The 19,719-nt window shown below is 35.7% G+C and carries 18 protein-coding genes and 1 other annotated feature; of the genes, 12 read left to right on the forward strand and 6 right to left on the reverse strand.

Translation table 11 applies throughout. From position 1 onward, the window contains the following. Positions 1 to 46: 46 nt before the first annotated feature. Both trpS and BAQ49_RS06340 read right to left on the reverse strand, forming a co-directional pair. Positions 47 to 1,036: a tryptophan--tRNA ligase gene (trpS, locus tag BAQ49_RS06335; protein ID WP_071744635.1), complete on the reverse strand. Its 990-nt coding sequence runs from the start codon at positions 1,034 to 1,036 to the stop codon at positions 47 to 49. Positions 1,037 to 1,111: 75 nt separating this feature from the next. Beyond that, positions 1,112 to 1,328, reverse strand: a binding site (T-box leader). Between the two features lie 105 nt (positions 1,329 to 1,433). Next, positions 1,434 to 1,814, reverse strand: a complete 381-nt coding sequence (locus BAQ49_RS06340) for a DUF3899 domain-containing protein (RefSeq protein ID WP_071744636.1) — start codon at positions 1,812 to 1,814, stop codon at positions 1,434 to 1,436. Positions 1,815 to 2,132: 318 nt separating this feature from the next. Between BAQ49_RS06340 and BAQ49_RS06350 the strand changes: the two genes are divergently transcribed. From BAQ49_RS06350 to BAQ49_RS06370, 5 genes are all read left to right on the forward strand, one after another. Then, on the forward strand, positions 2,133 to 3,764 hold the full coding sequence (locus tag BAQ49_RS06350) for a peptide ABC transporter substrate-binding protein (RefSeq protein ID WP_071744637.1): 1,632 nt from the start codon (positions 2,133 to 2,135) through the stop codon (positions 3,762 to 3,764). Between the two features lie 127 nt (positions 3,765 to 3,891). After that, positions 3,892 to 4,821, forward strand: coding sequence for an oligopeptide ABC transporter permease (gene opp3b / locus BAQ49_RS06355; protein WP_000534165.1), 930 nt, complete (start codon positions 3,892 to 3,894; stop codon positions 4,819 to 4,821). Beyond that, positions 4,818 to 5,834, forward strand: a complete 1,017-nt coding sequence (opp3C, locus tag BAQ49_RS06360; protein WP_000974094.1) for an oligopeptide ABC transporter permease — start codon at positions 4,818 to 4,820, stop codon at positions 5,832 to 5,834. Before opp3b ends, opp3C begins: the two co-directional genes overlap by 4 nt. 18 nt (positions 5,835 to 5,852) lie before the next feature. Further along, positions 5,853 to 6,896 carry an ABC transporter ATP-binding protein gene (locus tag BAQ49_RS06365; protein WP_000854345.1) on the forward strand — a complete coding sequence of 348 codons (1,044 nt, stop codon included), beginning with the start codon at positions 5,853 to 5,855 and terminating at the stop codon, positions 6,894 to 6,896. Then, the gene (locus BAQ49_RS06370) at positions 6,889 to 7,824 is read left to right on the forward strand and encodes an ABC transporter ATP-binding protein (protein ID WP_071744638.1); all 936 of its coding nucleotides are present in this window, start codon (positions 6,889 to 6,891) and stop codon (positions 7,822 to 7,824) included. The genes BAQ49_RS06365 and BAQ49_RS06370 overlap by 8 nt, the downstream gene beginning before the upstream one ends. Before the next feature lie 146 nt (positions 7,825 to 7,970). Here the strand turns inward: BAQ49_RS06370 and BAQ49_RS06375 are convergent, their stop codons facing one another. After that, on the reverse strand, positions 7,971 to 9,416 hold the full coding sequence (locus BAQ49_RS06375; protein WP_071744639.1) for an MATE family efflux transporter: 1,446 nt from the start codon (positions 9,414 to 9,416) through the stop codon (positions 7,971 to 7,973). Positions 9,417 to 9,767: 351 nt separating this feature from the next. Here BAQ49_RS06375 and BAQ49_RS06380 point away from each other — a divergent pair, with 351 nt between their 5' ends. Beyond that, positions 9,768 to 11,414, forward strand: coding sequence for a peptide ABC transporter substrate-binding protein (locus BAQ49_RS06380; RefSeq protein WP_071744640.1), 1,647 nt, complete (start codon positions 9,768 to 9,770; stop codon positions 11,412 to 11,414). Positions 11,415 to 11,443: 29 nt separating this feature from the next. Here the strand turns inward: BAQ49_RS06380 and BAQ49_RS06385 are convergent, their stop codons facing one another. Then, on the reverse strand, positions 11,444 to 11,647 hold the full coding sequence (locus BAQ49_RS06385; RefSeq protein WP_071744641.1) for a hypothetical protein: 204 nt from the start codon (positions 11,645 to 11,647) through the stop codon (positions 11,444 to 11,446). A 308-nt stretch (positions 11,648 to 11,955) separates the two neighbouring features. On the opposite strand from BAQ49_RS06385, the gene BAQ49_RS06390 reads away from it, so the two are divergent. Together BAQ49_RS06390 and spx are read left to right on the forward strand one after the other, a co-directional pair. Then, positions 11,956 to 12,177 (forward strand): hypothetical protein, encoded by a 222-nt coding sequence (locus BAQ49_RS06390; protein ID WP_165616028.1) that lies wholly within the window; start codon positions 11,956 to 11,958, stop codon positions 12,175 to 12,177. Between the two features lie 48 nt (positions 12,178 to 12,225). Further along, positions 12,226 to 12,621 carry a transcriptional regulator Spx gene (spx, locus tag BAQ49_RS06395; RefSeq protein ID WP_071744643.1) on the forward strand — a complete coding sequence of 132 codons (396 nt, stop codon included), beginning with the start codon at positions 12,226 to 12,228 and terminating at the stop codon, positions 12,619 to 12,621. A gap of 50 nt (positions 12,622 to 12,671) precedes the next feature. On the opposite strand, the gene BAQ49_RS06400 is transcribed toward spx, so the two are convergent. Next, entirely contained in the window at positions 12,672 to 13,346 is a 675-nt protein-coding gene (locus tag BAQ49_RS06400) for a TerC family protein (protein ID WP_071744644.1), read from the reverse strand. A 516-nt stretch (positions 13,347 to 13,862) separates the two neighbouring features. Here BAQ49_RS06400 and mecA point away from each other — a divergent pair. The 4 genes from mecA (at position 13,863) to pepF (ending at position 19,366) form a co-directional block, all read left to right on the forward strand. Further along, positions 13,863 to 14,546: an adaptor protein MecA gene (gene mecA / locus BAQ49_RS06405; protein ID WP_071744645.1), complete on the forward strand. Its 684-nt coding sequence runs from the start codon at positions 13,863 to 13,865 to the stop codon at positions 14,544 to 14,546. A gap of 72 nt (positions 14,547 to 14,618) precedes the next feature. Beyond that, a complete protein-coding gene (locus tag BAQ49_RS06410; protein WP_071744646.1) occupies positions 14,619 to 16,163 on the forward strand; it encodes a cardiolipin synthase in 1,545 nt (514 codons plus the stop codon). Between the two features lie 90 nt (positions 16,164 to 16,253). Then, positions 16,254 to 17,489, forward strand: coding sequence for a competence protein CoiA (locus BAQ49_RS06415; protein ID WP_071744895.1), 1,236 nt, complete (start codon positions 16,254 to 16,256; stop codon positions 17,487 to 17,489). Between the two features lie 50 nt (positions 17,490 to 17,539). Then, entirely contained in the window at positions 17,540 to 19,366 is a 1,827-nt protein-coding gene (gene pepF / locus BAQ49_RS06420; RefSeq protein ID WP_071744647.1) for an oligoendopeptidase F, read from the forward strand. A 147-nt stretch (positions 19,367 to 19,513) separates the two neighbouring features. On the opposite strand, the gene BAQ49_RS32775 is transcribed toward pepF, so the two are convergent. Continuing rightward, positions 19,514 to 19,687: a hypothetical protein gene (locus tag BAQ49_RS32775; protein ID WP_000748141.1), complete on the reverse strand. Its 174-nt coding sequence runs from the start codon at positions 19,685 to 19,687 to the stop codon at positions 19,514 to 19,516. Positions 19,688 to 19,719 lie beyond the last annotated feature (32 nt).

The raw sequence follows: 19,719 nt of genomic DNA on the forward strand, positions 1-19,719 counted from the left end.
GCTCCATCCCCCTCACATTCTGAGCGAGCCGCCTCCGCTTTATAAGTTACCTACGTTTTCTACTCAGTCCCATTGCGTTTTCTACTTTGCGTAGTTGTTTGAATGCAACGCGGTTTGCTTTTTCTGCACCTTTGTCTAGAATCTCGTCTAGTTCTGGGGAGCTGATTAGTTCGTTATATTTGTCTTGGATTGGGCGAATTGCTTCTACGACTACTTGTGCTAGGTCGCCTTTGAAGTCGCCGTATCCTTTTCCTGCGTACATTGCTTCTATTTCTTCAACTGTTTTTCCAGAGAATGAAGAATAGATTGTTAATAAGTTAGAGATACCAGGTTTGTTTTCTTTATCGAATTTTACGATACCTTCAGAGTCAGTTACAGCACTTTTAATTTTCTTTTCAATTGTTTTTGGTTCATCAAGCATACTGATCATTGATTTTGGATTTGGATCAGATTTACTCATTTTTTTCGTAGGTTCTGTTAATGACATAACGCGAGCTCCTACTTTTGGAATGCGAATTTCAGGAACTGTGAACACTTCACGGAAGCGTTTGTTGAAACGCTCTGCTAGATCACGTGTTAATTCCATATGTTGTTTTTGATCATCACCAACAGGCACGATTTCAGTGTTGTAAAGTAAAATATCAGCAGCCATTAATGGTGGATACGTAAGTAATCCAGCCGGAACTGAATCTCTACCAGAAGCTTTATCTTTATATTGTGTCATACGCTCCAATTCTCCAACGTAAGCAACTGATTGCATGATCCATCCTAGTTGAGCATGTGCTGGTACTTCTGACTGTACAAATAAAGTAGCTTTTTCAGGATCGATGCCGCATGCAACATATAGTGCAGCAAGACTGCGGATGTTTTTACGAAGCCCGACTGGATCTTGAGGTACTGTAATTGCATGTTGGTTTACAATGCAGAAATAACAGTCGTGTTCGTTTTGAAGCTCTGTAAATTGCTTCATAGCTCCTAAATAGTTGCCAAGTGTAATTGTTCCACTTGGCTGAATACCAGAAAAGATAACTGACATAAGTAATTCCTCCTAAATTTGAATGTGTGATAGGGAAGAGAAGGCATACAAAAAAAGCCCATTCATCCCAAATTACATAGGGACGAATGGACCGCGGTACCACCCTAATTATTTCACCGTTGTGAAATCTCTCAGATCCATAATAACGTCTGGATATAACGCCAAAGCCTACTACTCACGGTTCGGTTTGGTGCTCAAAAGCCCATTCCATATTGCACAATTACTTGTTCACACCAACCACAAGCTCTCTGAAATTGCCTCAATATGTACTCTTCTTTATCATCGCATACATATAAATTTATTTATTGTTAACTGAGCCCTTTTAATATGAAAGAACTAAAGTTTTATAACAAAATGTTTTGCTGATTATTATATCATATGGAATAGCGTTTGCAAACTACATCAAAATAGTAAAGCTAATGAGAGTCGAGAACAGACCGAGTACGATGCCGGTAATACAAATCGGATACGTCCATTTGAATGAATATGTTTTATAAATACGTTCTTTCTTATCGGTAGGTTCCTCTGCTTCTTCAATTAAGGAGTCAATTTTTTTGTTCGTACCAAATACTCTTTGGAATGCGTAAATTGTTACGTTAAAAAATCCATTTTGAAATATGTATAAAAAACCACCTATAAGAATAAATAACAATGAGATATAGAATGAAATGTTGACAAAATTCAACAAAAACTGAGATGAAACGAGGAATGCGCCAACACTAGAAGCGATTATCGCTACAAAAAATAGTATACAAGAATGAAAAAAAACTTTATTCAAAATATTCCCCTCCGTCAAAATATTACTAGAATTATTATACTATAAAAGTTATAATAAGTAATATAAATAATTTTTTGAAAATTATACGCAATTGAAGCCCTAATTTCAAGATGATGGTAGCAATGTTAACGTATTCCTTTACAAAAAAAAAATAAAATAAATAATTTATTAAAAATTTTAACAAAAAAACAAAAAACTATATTCACAATCGTCATATTATATGTATAATGAAAATTGTAGAAACTTGGAGATTATTCTTTCAATTCTGTTTTTTACAAGTGAGGGTACAGGAAGTGCAATTAGGGGAGGCAATACAACATGAAGAAAAAGATACCGTTATTAATTGCATCAACGTTGACAGTGAGTATGTTAGGAGCTTGTAGTTATCAAAAAGAAGATAATAAAGCAGGCGCAAAAGAAAAAGCCTCAAATAAGCAAGTGTTAAACCTAACTGAAACAGCTGAGATTCCAACAATGGATACGACGTTATCAACGGATGCAGCATCTTCTAACATCATGAATAATACAATGGAAGGATTATATCGTCTGGGGAAAGATGATAAACTCGTTCCAGGTGTCGCTAAATCCTATGAGAAATCAGAGGATGGTAAAAAGTATGTATTTAAATTACGTGAAGATGCGAAATGGTCCAATGGTGAGCCTGTAACAGCTAAAGACTTCGTTTATTCTTGGAGAAGAGCTGTAGATTCAAATACGGGTGCCAAGTTTGCTTACATACTATTTGATGTTAAAAATGCGGAGAAAGTTAACAAAAAAGAGTTACCAGTTGAAGAACTTGGTGTAAAGGCAATTGATGATCACACATTTGAAGTGGAATTAGACAACCCTGTTCCTTATTTTGTAAGTTTGACAGTCTATCCAACATTTTATCCTTTGAATGAGAAATTTGTAACAGAACAAGGAACAAAATTTGGATTAGAATCCAATACAACACTTTATAATGGCCCATTCGTTTTAAATGAATGGAAGCATGAACAAAGTTTCCAACTTAAGAAAAATCCAACGTATTGGGAAAATAAAGAAGTAAAACTTGAGGAAATAAACTTCAATATTGTTAAGGATCGTTCAACTGCTATAAATTTATATGAAACAAAAGCGATTGATCGAGTAGTATTAACATCAGAATTTGTAGATAAATACAAATCAGATGCTGATTTCAAAACGATTAAGAGACCGTCTACACAATTTATTCGCTTAAATGAAAAGAATAAGTTTTTAGCAAATAAAAATATCCGAAAAGCAATTGCAATGTCCTTTGAACGTGAAAATATCGGGAAAGTGATCTTGAACGATGGTTCAGAAGGAATATATGGTTTTGTTCCGAAAGGCTTAGCAAAAGGTCCGAATGGAAAAGACTTCCGTGAAGAAAACGGAAAGCTTATAAAAGAGGATGTTAAAGAAGCTCAAAAATATTGGGAAGCTGGTAAAAAAGAACTTGGTGTAGACAAAGTAGAGTTAGAGTTATTAAACTTTGATACCGATGATGCAAAAAAAATCGGAGAGTATTTAAAAGGACAATTCGAAAAGAACTTACCAGGTTTAACAGTTTCAACAAAAATGCAGCCATTTGCACAAAAATTAAAGCTTGAAGCAAGTGGAGATTATGCGATGTCGTATGCGGGATGGAGTCCAGATTATATGGATCCAATGTCATTCCTTGAAATGTATACAACAGGTAATTCACAAAATAAAGTGAATTACGCAAATCCAGCTTATGATGCGCTAATTAAGAAAGCCAAAACAGAAGTAGATGTACAAGCTCGCTGGGATGCTCTATTAAAAGCAGAACAACAACTGCTTGAGGATGCAGCGATTGCTCCAGTATATCAACCTGGAAAGGCATATTTACAACGTAGTTCAATTACAGGCCTATTAGAACATAAATATGGCGGAGAATTTAGCTATAAGTGGGTTGAACTCAAAAACTAAAAATGGTTTCCATCATGAATAAGGGTATATGCCTATGATGGGCATGTGCTCTTATTTTAAAAAAATAAAAGTAAGAATATTTCAAACTATCTTATTGCTTTTGAGAAAAACGGGGAGGTGCTTGACTATGGGACGTTATGTATTAAAACGTTTCGTGTACATGGCTTTGACATTATTTTTAATTACTACACTGACTTTCTTTTTGATGAAATTACTACCGGGTTCTCCACTTAAAAACCAGGAGAAGCTATCACCGGCACAAAAAGAAATCATTCTTGAAAAATATGGATTAAATGATCCAGTACCAGTTCAATATGCACGTTACTTAGGTAACTTAGCAAAAGGTGATTTAGGGGTATCATTCCAATATGATAACCGCCCAGTAACAGATATGATTGTGGATCGTATTGGACCATCAGCACAACTTGGTTTACAAGCGATTATATTAGGAACATTTATCGGATTAATTTTAGGAATCGTTGCGGCACTTCGTAACAATACGTGGGTCGATTATGGGGCGACAATAATTTCCGTACTCGGGATGTCGGTACCATCATTCGTATTCGCCGCATTACTACAATATTTCGTAGGGGTAAAACTTGGTTGGTTCCCAGTAGCATTCTGGAAAGGACCTGAGTTTACAGTAATGCCTACAATTGCCTTATCGATGGCAGTTATCGCAACAATCGCACGTTTCGCTCGTGCAGAGTTAATTGAGGTTATGCAAGCTGACTACATTTTAACAGCGAAAGCGAAAGGAATTAGCCAAGGCGTTATCATTATCAAGCACGCACTTCGTAACGCATTAATTCCAGTTGTAACAATTTTAGGACCAATGGTTGCTGGATTAATTACAGGTACACTAGTTATTGAGCAAATTTACGCTGTACCTGGACTTGGGGAACAATTCGTTAAATCGATTACAGTGAATGACTATACAGTTATTATGGGAACGACAATTTTCTATAGTGCGATCTTCATCTTAGTTATTTTCATAGTCGATATTTTATACGGAATTATTGATCCTCGTATTCGTTTAGCGGGAGGGAAAAAATGATGAAAGATGTACAAAAATTATCTCCAGATTTATTTCAACCAGCCAATCAAAGTAATGTTGATAATGAAGTCATTGCCCGTCCAAGCTTAACGTTTTGGCAAGATGTAAGAAGACGTTTGTTCCAACATAAAGGTGCAATGTTTGGTTTCGTATTATTAATGCTTATTGTACTACTAGCAATTATAGGACCGATGGTAAGTAAGCATTCTTATAAAGAGCAGGATTTAGGTCGTGCGAAAATGCCGCCGAAAATTCCAGTGATTGAAAATATTCATTGGCTACCATTTGACGGTACAGATCAATATGGTGTTGACCAATATGAAAAACGTGATATTAAAGAGTATTTCTGGTTTGGTACAGATGATCTTGGCCGTGATTTATGGACAAGAACATGGGAAGGTACACGAGTATCATTATATATCGCTCTTTTAGCAGCAGCGATTGACTTAGTAATTGGGGTTGCATACGGAGGTATTTCGGCCTTCTATGGCGGCAGAGTAGATAATATTATGCAACGTATTATGGAGATTATTAACGGTATTCCATACTTAATCATCGTTATTTTAATGGTAATCATTATGGGATCAGGTATTTGGTCGATTACACTCGCGATGGCAATTACAGGTTGGATAGGAATGTCGCGTATCGTTCGTGGACAAATCCTAAAATTAAAGAATCAAGAATATGTATTAGCATCTCGTACATTAGGTGCAACAAATACACAATTAATTGTAAAACACTTAATCCCGAACGTAATGGGACCAATTATCGTAATGACAATGTTTACAATTCCAACTGCAGTGTTTGGTGAGGCATTCTTAAGCTTCATCGGTTTAGGTATTCAGCCACCATTCGCATCACTTGGTTCTCTTGTAAACGATGGTTATAAATCAATTCAAACGTATCCACATATGATGTTCATCCCAGCGGTTGTCATCAGTATGTTAATCTTAGCATTCAACTTAATGGCAGACGGATTACGCGACGCGTTAGATCCAAAAATGCGTAAGTAAAAGAGGGGAGAAGTAAAAATGAAAACATTGCTAGAGGTAAAAGATTTGCAAGTCTCCTTTGATACACATGCAGGTGAAGTACAAGCTGTACGCGGTGTTACTTTTGATTTGAAAAAAGGAGAGACATTAGCAATTGTAGGAGAATCTGGTTCTGGTAAATCAGTTACTTCTAAAGCGTTAATGGGATTAATTCCGAATCCTCCAGGACGTATTAAAAACGGTGAAATCGTATTTGAAGGTCGTGACTTAACGAAACTAACAGAAAAAGAAATGCAGCAAGTACGCGGTAAAGATATTGCGATGATTTTCCAAGATCCAATGACATCATTAAATCCAACGATGACAATTGGTAATCAGATTATGGAAGGTCTTATTAAACACCAAGGGATGAGTAAAGCAGATGCACGTAAAGTTGCTTTAGAATTAATCGACCTTGTAGGTATTCCAAATCCGGAAGCACGCTTAAAACAATATCCTCACCAATTCTCAGGTGGTATGAGACAACGTGTAGTTATTGCGATGGCGTTAGCTTGTAATCCGAAATTATTAATTGCCGATGAGCCGACAACAGCGCTAGACGTTACAATTCAGGCGCAAATTTTAGAACTTATGAAGGACATTCAGCAAAAAACAGAAGCAGCAATCATTTTCATTACGCATGATTTAGGTGTAGTGGCAAACGTTGCTGATCGCGTGGCAGTTATGTACGCTGGTAAAGTTGTTGAAATTGGAACTGTTGATGAAATTTTCTACAATCCAAAACATCCATACACATGGGGCTTAATCGCATCTATGCCAAGCTTAGATGGTTCAGAGGACGAACTATATGCGATTCCAGGAACGCCTCCTGACTTATTAAAACCGCCAAAGGGTGATGCTTTTGCACCACGTAACCCGCAGGCGCTGAAAATTGATTTTGAAATGGAACCACCTTTATTTAAAGTAAGTGATACACATTATGCGGCAACTTGGTTACTTCATGAGCAAGCGCCAGAAGTAAAACCACCCGCAGTTGTTGAAAAACGTATTCTTCAAATGAAAGCAGGTGAACAACATGACTAAACAACGTGAGAAATTAATTGAAGTAAAAAATGTGAAACAACACTTTGATGTGAGTGGTGGTGTTGTTAAAGCAGTTAATGATATTTCATTTGATATTTACCGCGGTGAAACATTTGGACTTGTAGGAGAATCTGGTTGTGGTAAGTCAACTACTGGAAGAACGATCATTCGTTTATACGATGCAACTGCCGGTGAAGTGTTGTTCGATGGTGAAAATGTACATGGTAAAAAATCACGCGCAGAACTTAAGAAGTTCAACCGTAAAATGCAAATGATTTTCCAAGATCCATATGCATCATTAAATCCTCGTATGACAGTAGGGGATATTATCGCAGAAGGTATTGATATTCACGGACTAGCAAAAGGCAAAAAAGAGCGTATGGATCGTGTTCACGAGCTGTTAAATACAGTTGGTTTAAATAAAGAGCACGCGAACCGTTTCCCGCATGAATTCTCAGGCGGACAACGTCAACGTATCGGTATCGCTCGTGCGCTAGCTGTAGAACCTGAATTTATCATTGCTGATGAACCAATCTCAGCACTTGACGTATCGATTCAGGCGCAAGTTGTAAATTTACTAAAACAGTTACAAAGAGAAAAAGGTTTAACGTACCTATTCATCGCCCATGATTTATCGATGGTAAAATACATTAGTGATCGCATCGGTGTAATGTACCGTGGTCAAATCGTTGAGCTGACAACAAGTGAAGAGTTATATGAGAATCCAATGCATCCATATACAAAATCACTACTATCAGCAATTCCACTTCCAGATCCAGATTATGAGCGCAATCGTAAACGTATCGTATACGATCCAACGCAGCATGATTATGGTAGCGAAGTACCAACAATGCGTGAAATTCGCCCAGGACATTCCGTATTATGTTCTGAAGCGGAGTATAAGAAATATAAAGAAATCTATCAATAATAAAAAAAGCCATTCTTCCATTTAAGGAAGGGTGGCTTTTTTCTACTATATAAATGTGTTGTCAACATTGTCGGTAAGTCGATATATTGAAAGAATCGCCGATATAAATTTCATTCACTAATAACTACATCTTGATCAAACAAGCGTTACTGTACCTGAACAGAAACACTTTCTTCTTGTTCATTTGGTTTAACAAGTGCATAACTTTCCCAGGCTCTACTTCTCCATCGGAAGAACATAATAATTGCCCGCGTCCATTCGTCGATAGCAATTGCTAACCAAATACCAACGAGACCCATATCTAAGTGGAAGACGAAAAAGTAGCCGAGCGGTAAGCTCATTAATACCATAGAGAATGCACCGATTAACACAGGGTATTTTGCATCGCCTGCTGCGCGGAGTGAGTTAATGATGACGATGTTCATCGTCCGTCCTGTTTCCAGTAGTACACTTAGTAAAAGAACGGTTGCCCCTAGAGAGATAATATGTGGATTATCCGTAAATAGTCCCATTAATTGTGTGCGGAATGTAACAACGAGAATGACCATAAATAGAGTTACACCAATCGCCCATTGTACACTTTTCCATACGCGTGTGTACGCTTCATCTTTTTCATTTCCACCAACTAGGCGTCCAACGATAATCGCTGTTCCCATACCAATAGCAATAGCGAATAAATAAGTGAACATAGAAATGTTAGTAGCGTATTGTCTTGCTGCTAATGATTCCGTACCTAAGTATGTTGCGTAATATAAGAAGACAATTTGACAAGCTTGATACATGACTTGTTCGAATGCAGATGGAATGCCGATCTTTAATATTTTACCAACGTATTCTTTTGATAAAGTGAAGTAATATTGTAATTTCACACGGTATTCCATAACGCGGTATAGTAACCAGAAGAACACAATAAGTGCCAGTAGTCGACTGACAGCGGAAGAAATAGCGGCCCCCTGTACACCAAGTTCAGGGAAACCGAATTTCCCGAAAATAAGTACGTAGTTTCCGGCGATATGAATAATATTCATTCCAAGCGAAACGAACATTGCTTGCTTTGTAAAGCCGTGAACACGGATAATAGCGGCTAATGAGTTAATAATAGCTTGAAGGAAAATAGCTCCTCCGACAATGGATAAATAACCTTGTGCATACGTTAGTACATCGCCTTGTAAATTCATTGCCATCATCATATGTTTTGAAAATAAAAGAAAAGCAGCGCTTATAACGAGTCCGACCACTAAATTTAATGTGACGGCTAATGCTGATATTTTAGATGCTTCTATAAAACGTTTGGAACCGAGGTATTGAGATACGACGATTGCAGCGCCGTTCCCGATTACTTCTAGTACCAAAATAGCGATATGGAGATATTGATTCGCTGCACCAACCCCAGATACAGCATCGTCTGATAATGCACTTAACATAAAAGTATCAGCGATCCCCATCAACATAAAAAGAAAAACTTCTAGAAAAATAGGCCATGTTAATAGGAATAAACTTAGTTTCTCAGTTGGCCCACTTTTTGAGTGAATTGCTGTCATATCTGTCCCCTCTTTACCGATATCTATTTTTAGCAAAGTGTATCGTAACATACTTTCATAGCCATTGCACTCATTTTAACCTACATATTTTTAATATGAAGAGACCTTCATTTTATGTTAATAAGAGAAGGGTAATTATACATAAAATATTATAGGATATAAAATTTATTTTTCACTGATAATTTAGAAAAATATAAAAATAATATTTTTTACGTTTCAGTCAGGAAAAATAGCAATGTGAAACGTTTTCAAAGGTTTATTTTTTAACAGAAAATTTTAATAAAATAGAAATATAAATATACAAAGAATATATTTGTGTGTATAATATGAATTATTAGAACATATATATATTTCTTTCTGTTTGAAAATGAAAGGGCTAACATTTTTTGGAGGGGTGGAAGTATGAAAAAAAAGATACCAGTTTTTGTAGCATCAACAGTAGCGATGAGCATGATTTTAGGGGCATGTGGCTATCAAAAAGATGAACCGCAAGCGAACGCAAAAGGGGATAGCGGGAAAAGCGGTGCGAAGCAAGTTATTAATTTAATTGAAACACAAGAAATTCCAACGATGGACCCAGCGTTATCAGCTGATGCAGTTTCTTCAAAAGTAATGAATAATACGATGGAAGGTCTATACCGCCTTGGGAAAGATGATAAATTAGTGCCAGGTGTAGCGAAAGAATTCCAAAAGTCAGAAGACGGTAAAAAGTATACATTTAAATTACGTGAAGATGCAAAATGGTCAAATGGTGAACCTGTAACAGCGAAAGATTTCGTATATGGATGGCAAAGAGCGATTAATCCAGATACAGCTGCAAAATCAGCGTACATTATGTATGATATAAAAAATGCAGAAAAAATTAATAAAAAAGAGATGAGTCCAGATCAATTAGGCGTAAAAGCAATTGATGATCACACATTAGAAGTGGAATTAGACAACTCGATTCCGTATCTTGTTGATTTAATGGTATATCCAATCTTCTATCCTGTGAATGAAAAGTATGTAAAAGAGCAAGGTACGAAGTTTGGTTTAGAGGCAAACACAACACTTTATAATGGTCCATTTACATTAAGTGATTGGCAGCATGAACGTAGCTTCAAGATGACAAAGAGCTCATCATATTGGGACAATAAAGAAGTTAAGCTTGAGGAAGTAAACTTTAATATTGTAAAGGATACGTCTACGCCAATTAATTTATATGAAACAAACGCAGTCGATCGAGCGACGTTATTAGCTGAGTTCATCGATAAATATAAAGGGAAACCAGATTTCAAAACGGTAGAAGATACTTCTGTATTCTTCCTTCGCTTAAATCAAAAAGACCCAGCTTTAGCAAATAAAAATATTCGTAAAGCAATTTCTCTTGGTTTTGACCGTAAACCATTCGTTGATACATTATTAAATAACGGTTCTAAGCCAGCGACGGGATTAATTCCTGACAATTTCATTAAAGGACCGGATAAAAAAGATTTCCGTGCTGAAAATGGAGATATTATAAAACCAAATGTAAAAGAAGCGAAAAAGTATTGGGAAGCTGGTAAAAAAGAACTTGGTAAAAATGAAATCGAATTAGAGATGTTAAATGAAGATGTTGAATTATCGAAGAAAACTGGTGAATATTTAAAAGGTGAGTTGGAAAAGAATTTACCAGGTTTAACAGTGAAAATTAAACAGCAGCCATTCGCGCAAAAACTAAAATTAGAAGATGCGGGTGACTATGTAATGTCATTCTCTGGATGGAGTGCAGACTTCCCAGATCCAGTTACATATCTTGATATGTTCGTAACTGACGGAGCACAGAATAAAATGAATTATTCTAATCCGAAGTACGATGAGATTATTATGAAAGCGAAGAAAGATGGAAGCGACGTAAATGCTCGCTGGAAAAACTTATTAGAAGCGGAAAAAATGTTACTTGATGACGCTGCGATTGTTCCAGTATATCAACGTGGTAGAGCATATTTACAAAGAGAAACAATTAAAGATATGTACAACCATAAATATGGTGGCGAAGTAAGCTTCAAATGGGCATCAGTAGAGAAATAACAAAAAAAGCAGGTGATTACCTGCTTTTTTTAGTACGTACGTTTTTTATAAATGCCTTTTCCGCCAACTTGATTCCAGCCAGATTGCACATCTGAACTTTTGTTAACAAACTTCATTTTTTCTTTCCCACCAAAGAGTTTTTCACCGATGCTATTTGTAATGACACCAATCAATGCTGTTATTCCGATGATGAGGGTAGCAACAATGATAAAATCAGTAAAAAAAGCAATCATATGCAAATTCCCCCTTTGCCTGTCTGTATTTTTATTGTATGAGATAAAAGGTAAAAAAGAAAGAAATGTCAGAAAAATATTTGATTAATTTTAGAAATCGTATAGACATGAGTGATGAGATTTGTTAATATAAGAACAGGTGTTCTTGTTTTATTTTAGCTTTTGGTCTTACATTTCTCAATTGAATTATTGGGAAAAGGTAAGAAAACGTTCTCTTTTAGGCGATTCATGTTATGAAAAACCAATCGTATATAACATGAAGTATATTGTGAAAAGCAGGCGTCAAAAGGGTTGAAGATTGTTGTTAGATGACAGTTAAAGTGAGTGTAATCATGTTACATAGCAGTGGAATACACGGAGAAGTTTTCTCAACTAGCAGTAAATTTACTGTATATTTCTTGCAAAAACTATTGTATAATGATTATAGAAGTTACTTATTAAAAGTAATTATTGTTGCTTACATGAATTGCGATTTTTTACTTTGCTATAAGACAAGTTATCGCGAAAAATTGCGGAAGTTAGAAATTTAAACTGTAATTAGTACAGAATTTGTACTCTTTAAGGAGAGTGAGCTTTGTATGGTAACATTATATAGTTCTCCAAGCTGTACGTCTTGTAGAAAGGCGAAATTATGGCTAGAGGAAAATCATATTCCTTATACAGAACGTAATATTTTCTCAGAGCCATTAACGATTGAGGAAATTAAAGAGATTTTACGTATGACAGAAAGCGGAACGGATGAGATTATTTCTACTCGTTCAAAAGTTTTCCAAGAATTAAATGTAAACTTAGAGTCTTTACCACTTCAAGATTTATATAAGATGATTCGTGACTATCCAGGGATTTTACGTCGTCCAATTATGATTGACGAGAAGCGCCTTCAAGTAGGTTACAACGAAGACGAAATCCGCCGTTTCTTACCACGTACAGTAAGAACGTTCCAATTGCGTGAAGCACAGCGTCTTGTAAATTAATTATAATAATATGAAAACCTTCTACCTATTATATAGTAGAAGGTTTTCTTTTAATGTTTCACATTTCGTAATCGAACTCGTTGAACGATAATACCGATGCATAAAACGGTGAAAATGAATAAGTAAGGAATACTTGTCGTGAAACTTGGGTTGTTATGAAAAAAAGTTGCAAGTCTGTCTTCATGTGTAATCATTTTTCCTGCTGTATAGGCGAGAACTGCTGCCCCGCAAAAAATGAGGAACGGAAAACGTTCCATGAGTATTAAAATAAGTTTGCTGCCCCAAATGATAATCGGGATAGAAATGAGTAGACCGATTATTACGAGTAATAATCTTCCGTGAGCTGCACCCGCAATGGCAATAACATTATCAAACCCCATAACGAGATCTGCGAATACAATCGTACGCACCGCTTGGAATAAAGTCGTTTTTCCTTGAATCGAAGAAAGGTCGTTGTTGTTATCAGTTAGTAAATTTACTGCAATTAATGTGAGTAAAACTCCGCCGATGAGTTGTAAAAATGGGATGTCGAGTAAATAGACAGCTAGTATTGTGAGGAGAATTCGCAGCACAATTGCTAAAATAGTGCCAATCAAAATTGCTTTATTTCGCTTTGATTCAGGTAAATTTCGGCTAGCTAATGCGATAACAATTGCGTTATCACCACCTAGTACAACATCGATACCGACGATCATTAGTACAGATGTTAAAAACTCTAAGTCCATTCGTCTGCCTCCGTTTATGATGTTTTAATGAGCGATATGTATGTGATGAAGAAAGTTTGTTTAGCTTTTATCCCGTGCCTTTGGGATTAAATAATCTTCTCTTATAGAAGTTTCACTTTATTACAGTGTACGGGGCAACACGCAAATGTATGTCCAAATTTTTTGTGAACAGAGAATTGGAATAATGATTTTTAGCCGACTATCTGCGGGTAGTAAGATTCCGTCACAAAATCCGGCTATAAAGAAAAGGAGTTCGTTTTGAGCTTCCCTGTCCGTAAATGCCGATTAGTGTGGCTAATAATCAACGTGGATGAGCAAAGACCCCAACAATTAAAGTTTCAGTTTATGTAAGTAGCCGAATGCAGATAGGTATATAACTATTTTTGTAAAATAAATCGATTTTATTTCCATTCTGGAGAATCTTATCATAAAATGAGAGTACAAGAATCTATTGATTTGTCATATGAGTGGGGGATCCCTTCATAACAATTCTAAACAGGAAGGGAGAGTTGTATTTTGGAAATTGAAAGAATTAACGATCATACGATGAAATTTTTTATTACGTACGTTGATATAGAGGACAGAGGGTTTAACCGTGAAGAAATTTGGTATGACCGCGAACGGAGTGAAGAACTTTTTTGGGAAATGATGGATGAAGCTCGCGATCATGATGACTTCTTTATTGATGGACCGTTATGGATTCAAGTGCAAGCAGTTGACAAAGGGATTGAAGTACTTGTAACGAAAGCAGAACTTTCAAAGGATGGACAAAAATTAGAACTACCGATAGGTGTAGACAAAATTATAGATATTCCTTTAGATGAAGGAATCGAATCATTATTCCAGCAAGAATTAGAGGAAGAGGAAATAGAACCGACAGGTACAAACTTTAATGAAGATGGTACGTTTGGCTTTTTAATTAAGTTTAATGATTTTGAGGATGTAATTTCATTAAGTCATCGTCTAATTTTTGAAGATGTAAAAGATGAACTGTATTCATTTGAGGACCGCTATTATGTATATGTGGAATTCGATGAAGTGCTACATGATGAGGAAGAGATTGATCGTATTTTAAGTATTGTTTTAGAATATGGGGAAGAATCTACTTTAACAATTCACCGTGTAAGTGAGTATGGAAAACAAGTTGTGAAAGAGCATGCGCTTGAGACAATTCGTAACCATTTTCCTTCTAAAACGTAGGCCGATTTCTATAGTATGAAATCGGCTTTTTTTATGAAGAATAGGAAGGCTTTCTTAGTAAGGAGGTAAGAGATGAAAAACACGTTAAAACTACTTTTCTTTTTTCTACTATTGTTCGCATTATTTGTTTCGTTACGTATGTTTATTGATGTAGCATTTTATTCGGATGTCATTGGTATAAAAGACGTTTCGATTTTAGGTATTATTAGTATTTTATTTACGGTTTCCGCATTTTTAATTGGATGTGTTATTTTCTTAGAAAACAGACATCCATCCAAAACGCTTACATGGTTAATCGTACTAGGAATTTTTCCAGTGTTCGGTTTCTTTGCTTATTTATTATTTGGACAAAACTTTCGCAGAAAAAGAATGTTCCAAAAGAAGGCGTTACTCGATGAACAGGCGTTTTTACAATATAAGGGGCACGAAGATTACGAAGAACGAATTTTACGAGACCATAAGCATCAAGAATTGTTATTTCGTTTAGCTGATCGATTGGGTGCTTTAAATATTTCATTTCAAACTGAAACGAGGACATTAACAAATGGAGATGAAACGTTTCAGGCAATTTTAGATGGATTAAATCGAGCGAAACACCACATTCATATGGAGTATTACATTGTGCGTGATGACAAGCTCGGTACAGAAATTAAAGATATTTTAATGAAAAAAGCAAAAGAAGGCGTTGTCGTCCGTTTTTTATATGATGCGGTTGGAAGTTTTAAATTATCAAATTCATATATTGAAGAATTGAATGATGCAGGAGTAGAAATGGTTCCATTTTTCCCTGTGCGCTTTCCGATTTTAAACGATAAAATTAATTATCGAAACCATCGGAAAATCGTTATTATAGATGGAAATGAAGGTTTTGTAGGCGGATTAAATATTGGGGATGAATATTTAGGAAAAGATAAATACTTCGGTTTTTGGCGAGATACGCATTTATATTTGCGCGGTGAAGCAGTTCAAAGTTTACAGCTAATTTTCCTTCAAGATTGGTTTTATATGACTGGTGAGGCAGTATTAGCACCTGAATATTTACAAGCGAAAGCAGTTGAGGGTGATCATTGGGGCGGAGTACAACTCGTTGGAGGTGGACCAGATAATAAATGGGAAACAATTAAACATTTATATTTTGCAATGATTGCTTCAGCTAGGAAATCGATTTGGATTGCAACACCATACTTTATTCCAGACGATGATATTTTATCTGCATTAAAAGTAGCTGCACTTGCTGGTATTGATGTTCGTTTGTTAATGCCAAGTAAGCCAGATAAGCGCACTGTCTTTTATGCATCAAGATCGTATTTTCCAGAGTTATTAGATGCAGGAGTAAAAATATATGAATATGAAAAAGGTTTTCTTCATAGTAAAGTTGTTATCGTTGATTCGGATCTCGCTTCAATTGGGACAGCTAATATGGATATGAGAAGTTTTCATTTAAACTTTGAAGTAAATGCCTTTTTATATGATACAGATAGCATTCGAAAGCTCGTTCAAGATTTTAAAGACGATTTAGAAGAATCCAGTGAAATTCATGTTGATCGATTTCATAAGAGACGTCTTCACAGGCGGATTGTTGAATCGACGTATCGGTTATTATCACCTTTATTATAAAAAGAGATGTCCTAATTTAGGACATCTCTTTTTTTGAGAGGAATTTGTAGTAAATTGTAGAATACAAGGAGTTGAAAGGGTGTGATTGTGATGTTTATTGCAAGGAGAGAAAACGGAGAGAAAATTCATCTATTATATAACCGGGATGAAGAGTGTTTACGCGATATGCGTAAACGAGAAAAATTCTTTTGCACAGCTTGCGGAAAGGAAGTGCAAATGAAGTTAGGGACACAAAAGAGTTGGCATTTTGCTCATAAGAAAGTAGATTCTTGTCTTGCGTTTTACGAGGCAGAATCTGTGTACCATATGCACGGTAAAGAATTGTTATATAGATGGTTAAAACGTCAAGATTTCCATGTAGATATAGAGCGTTATCTGCCGGTAATCCAGCAACGACCAGATATTTACGTAGAGAGAGCGGATAGAAAAATTGCGATTGAATATCAATGTGCAAATCTCTCCATAGAGCAGCTTTATAAGCGAACATATTCGTATTGGCAAGCTAGTATACAAGTCATCTGGATAATCGGTGGAAATCAGTTAAAAAAGCAATCAGCCCATTGGATGACATTTTCCTCTTTTATGGCATTCGCCTTACAACCTTATCCTCAGCCATTTCTTATTTTCTTTTGCCCGAAACAAAAATCGTTTATGAAATGTGCGTTTATCACTCCGTTTTCTACAACTATCTCTTTTTCACATACTATTTATTTACCAACCGATACGACTACTGTTGAAATGCTCTTTTCTCCCGTTTCTTTCCGGAAAGAGGTATTAGGACAAGGATGGAAGAGAAAAAAGAACTATTTTCGGCAAAACGCTTTACCTATCTGGAATTATAATCATAAGTCACTACTACGCCTCTTATATCAATATAAATGTACCCCAGCGAGTTTCCCTTCTGAAATCGGTGTTCCGCTTCCATCCTCATTTGCTTTTCAAACAAATCCATTTATATGGCAAGCTTTTCTTTATATGAAGTGTATAAGTAAGCTTAAGGTAGGGGAGTATATTTCCCTTCAGTACGCATGTAATTATGTAGCGAAATATACAAAGAGGCGTCTACTTCCGTATTTTGCACAACATATATGGAAGATAGCAGTTGCAGAGTATATGACATTTTTATGTTATATAGGTGTGTTAAATAAAGTAGGCACTAATAAGTATCGAAAAATAAGAGATGTTGTTTTGTTAAAAACAGAGGAGGAAATTATGAAATATGATGACATTTGCTTAGCGCATGCACTATCTCTATTTGAGACAAAGTACAACATGAGAGAGGGAAAAGGGGATATAATAAAGACTGATCGTGAAGGAATTACATAAGAAAAATCGAATTGTACTTAAGTAGAGATATTTAAAGGAGGGCTTAAAGAATGGCTGAACAAAACACAGTAAAATCATTACCAGATCGCAATGAGATTGAAGAAGCAAACACATGGCGATTAGAAGATATTTTTCAAACAGATGCAGAATGGGAAAAAGAATTCCAAGCTATTAAAGAGCTATTGCCAAAGTTAACTGAATTTAAAGGGAAGCTTGGTGACTCTGCAGACAATTTGCTTGAGGCATTGCAATATGAAGATGAAATTTCAATGAGATTAGGTAAGCTATATACATATGCACATATGCGTTACGATCAAGATACAACAAACTCTGTGTATCAAGCATTAAATGATCGCGCAACAAATTTATACTCACAAGTATCTAGTAGCACAGCTTATATCGTGCCTGAAATTTTATCTATTTCAGAAGATACATTGCAAACATTCTTACAACAAAATCGAGAACTAAGTGTATATGAGCATGCATTAGAAGAAATTACACGTCAACGCCCGCATGTATTATCGGAAGCTGAAGAAGCGTTATTAGCAGAAGCATCTGAAGTGATGAGTGCATCAAGTAATACATTTGGTATGTTGAATAATGCGGATTTAAAATTCCCATCTATTAAAGGTGAGGATGGAGAAGAAGTAGAAATGACACATGGTCGTTATATTCAATTTTTAGAAAGTGATGATCGTCGTGTGCGCGAAGATGCATTCAAAGCTGTATATGAAACGTACGGAAAATATAAGAACACATTTGCAAGTACGTTAAGTGGGGCTGTGAAACGTAATAATTTCAATGCACGCGTTCGTAAATACGATTCTGCACGTCAAGCTGCATTAAGTAATAATAATATTCCTGAAGCGGTGTATGATCAACTTGTTGAATCGGTAAATGATAATTTACACTTACTACATCGCTACATCGATATTCGTAAGCGTGCCCTAGGTCTTGATGAGCTTCATATGTATGATTTATATACACCACTTGTACCAGAAGTGAAAATGAATGTGAAGTATGAAGAAGCACAAGAAATGTTATTGAAATCTTTAAATGTACTTGGTGATGAATATGTTGAAATTTTAAAAGAAGCATATGAGAATCGCTGGGTAGATGTATATGAGAATAAGGGAAAAAGAAGCGGAGCATATTCATCTGGTGCATACGGAACAAATCCGTATATTTTAATGAACTGGCATGATAATGTAAATAATTTATTTACACTTGCTCATGAGTTTGGTCATTCAGTGCATAGTTACTATACAAGGAAGACACAACCGCACGTATATGGTGATTATTCAATCTTCGTTGCAGAAGTAGCATCAACTTGTAATGAAGCACTTCTAAATGACTATTTATTAAAAACGACAGAAGATAAGAAAGAGCGTCTATATTTATTAAATCACTATTTAGAAGGATTCCGTGGTACTGTATTCCGTCAAACGATGTTCGCAGAGTTTGAGCATATTATTCATAAGAAAGTACAAGAAGGACATGCTGTTACGCCAGACATGTTAACGGAAATTTACTATGATTTAAATAAGAAGTATTTCGGTGACGCGTTAGTGATCGATAAAGAAATCGGTTTAGAATGGTCTCGTATTCCGCACTTCTATTACAACTATTACGTATATCAATACGCAACAGGATTTAGTGCAGCGACAGCTTTGTCAAAACAAATTTTAGAAGAGGGACAACCAGCGGTAGAACGTTACATTAATGAATTCTTAAAAGCTGGAAGCTCTGATTATCCAATTGAAGTGTTGAAAAAAGCAGGGGTAGATATGGCATCACCAGAACCTGTAAAAGAAGCATTACAAGTATTTGAAGAGAAATTAAATGAATTAGAAGCGCTATTGTTTGAAGAGAAGTAATGAGAAAAGACGAGGAATTTTATCCTCGTCTTTTTTTGTTTGGAACATTTGCTCAAAAGTACATAGTGTCGATATTTGTCGAATTATTAAGCTGATTTTCTTTACTTTTTCTATATTAGCAGGAATTTTCACGACTTATTTTTGTAGTTAAAATCCTTTAAATCGTTTTCTATAGTTGAAATAAGAGACAGCGATGACGATAACTCCGAATAAAAGAGGGAAGGCAATAATTTTAGGAAAAGCTTGTAATAGAGAGAGGATATACAAGAAAAAAGAAACAATAACACATAGAAAGATAAGAAAAATATGAGACTTTTTCATAAGGAAACCTCCTAAATTGCTTTTTTTATAGC

Origin of the sequence: Bacillus proteolyticus (genome assembly GCF_001884065.1) — a bacterium.
GTDB lineage: Bacteria > Bacillota > Bacilli > Bacillales > Bacillaceae_G > Bacillus_A > Bacillus_A proteolyticus.

What these genes read in the sequence shown, in the direction of transcription:
- spx (WP_071744643.1), top strand. Translation starts at nt 12,226, where the DNA reads ATGGTAACATTATATAGTTCTCCAAGCTGTACGTCTTGTAGAAAGGCG.
- BAQ49_RS06365 (WP_000854345.1), top strand. Translation starts at nt 5,853, where the DNA reads ATGAAAACATTGCTAGAGGTAAAAGATTTGCAAGTCTCCTTTGATACA.
- opp3C (WP_000974094.1), top strand. Translation starts at nt 4,818, where the DNA reads ATGATGAAAGATGTACAAAAATTATCTCCAGATTTATTTCAACCAGCC.
- trpS (WP_071744635.1), bottom strand. Translation starts at nt 1,036, where the DNA reads ATGTCAGTTATCTTTTCTGGTATTCAGCCAAGTGGAACAATTACACTT.
- BAQ49_RS32775 (WP_000748141.1), bottom strand. Translation starts at nt 19,687, where the DNA reads ATGAAAAAGTCTCATATTTTTCTTATCTTTCTATGTGTTATTGTTTCT.
- BAQ49_RS06410 (WP_071744646.1), top strand. Translation starts at nt 14,619, where the DNA reads ATGAAAAACACGTTAAAACTACTTTTCTTTTTTCTACTATTGTTCGCA.
- opp3b (WP_000534165.1), top strand. Translation starts at nt 3,892, where the DNA reads ATGGGACGTTATGTATTAAAACGTTTCGTGTACATGGCTTTGACATTA.
- BAQ49_RS06385 (WP_071744641.1), bottom strand. Translation starts at nt 11,647, where the DNA reads ATGATTGCTTTTTTTACTGATTTTATCATTGTTGCTACCCTCATCATC.
- pepF (WP_071744647.1), top strand. Translation starts at nt 17,540, where the DNA reads ATGGCTGAACAAAACACAGTAAAATCATTACCAGATCGCAATGAGATT.
- BAQ49_RS06370 (WP_071744638.1), top strand. Translation starts at nt 6,889, where the DNA reads ATGACTAAACAACGTGAGAAATTAATTGAAGTAAAAAATGTGAAACAA.
- BAQ49_RS06375 (WP_071744639.1), bottom strand. Translation starts at nt 9,416, where the DNA reads ATGTTACGATACACTTTGCTAAAAATAGATATCGGTAAAGAGGGGACA.
- BAQ49_RS06415 (WP_071744895.1), top strand. Translation starts at nt 16,254, where the DNA reads ATGTTTATTGCAAGGAGAGAAAACGGAGAGAAAATTCATCTATTATAT.
- BAQ49_RS06390 (WP_165616028.1), top strand. Translation starts at nt 11,956, where the DNA reads ATGACAGTTAAAGTGAGTGTAATCATGTTACATAGCAGTGGAATACAC.
- BAQ49_RS06380 (WP_071744640.1), top strand. Translation starts at nt 9,768, where the DNA reads ATGAAAAAAAAGATACCAGTTTTTGTAGCATCAACAGTAGCGATGAGC.
- BAQ49_RS06350 (WP_071744637.1), top strand. Translation starts at nt 2,133, where the DNA reads ATGAAGAAAAAGATACCGTTATTAATTGCATCAACGTTGACAGTGAGT.
- BAQ49_RS06400 (WP_071744644.1), bottom strand. Translation starts at nt 13,346, where the DNA reads ATGGACTTAGAGTTTTTAACATCTGTACTAATGATCGTCGGTATCGAT.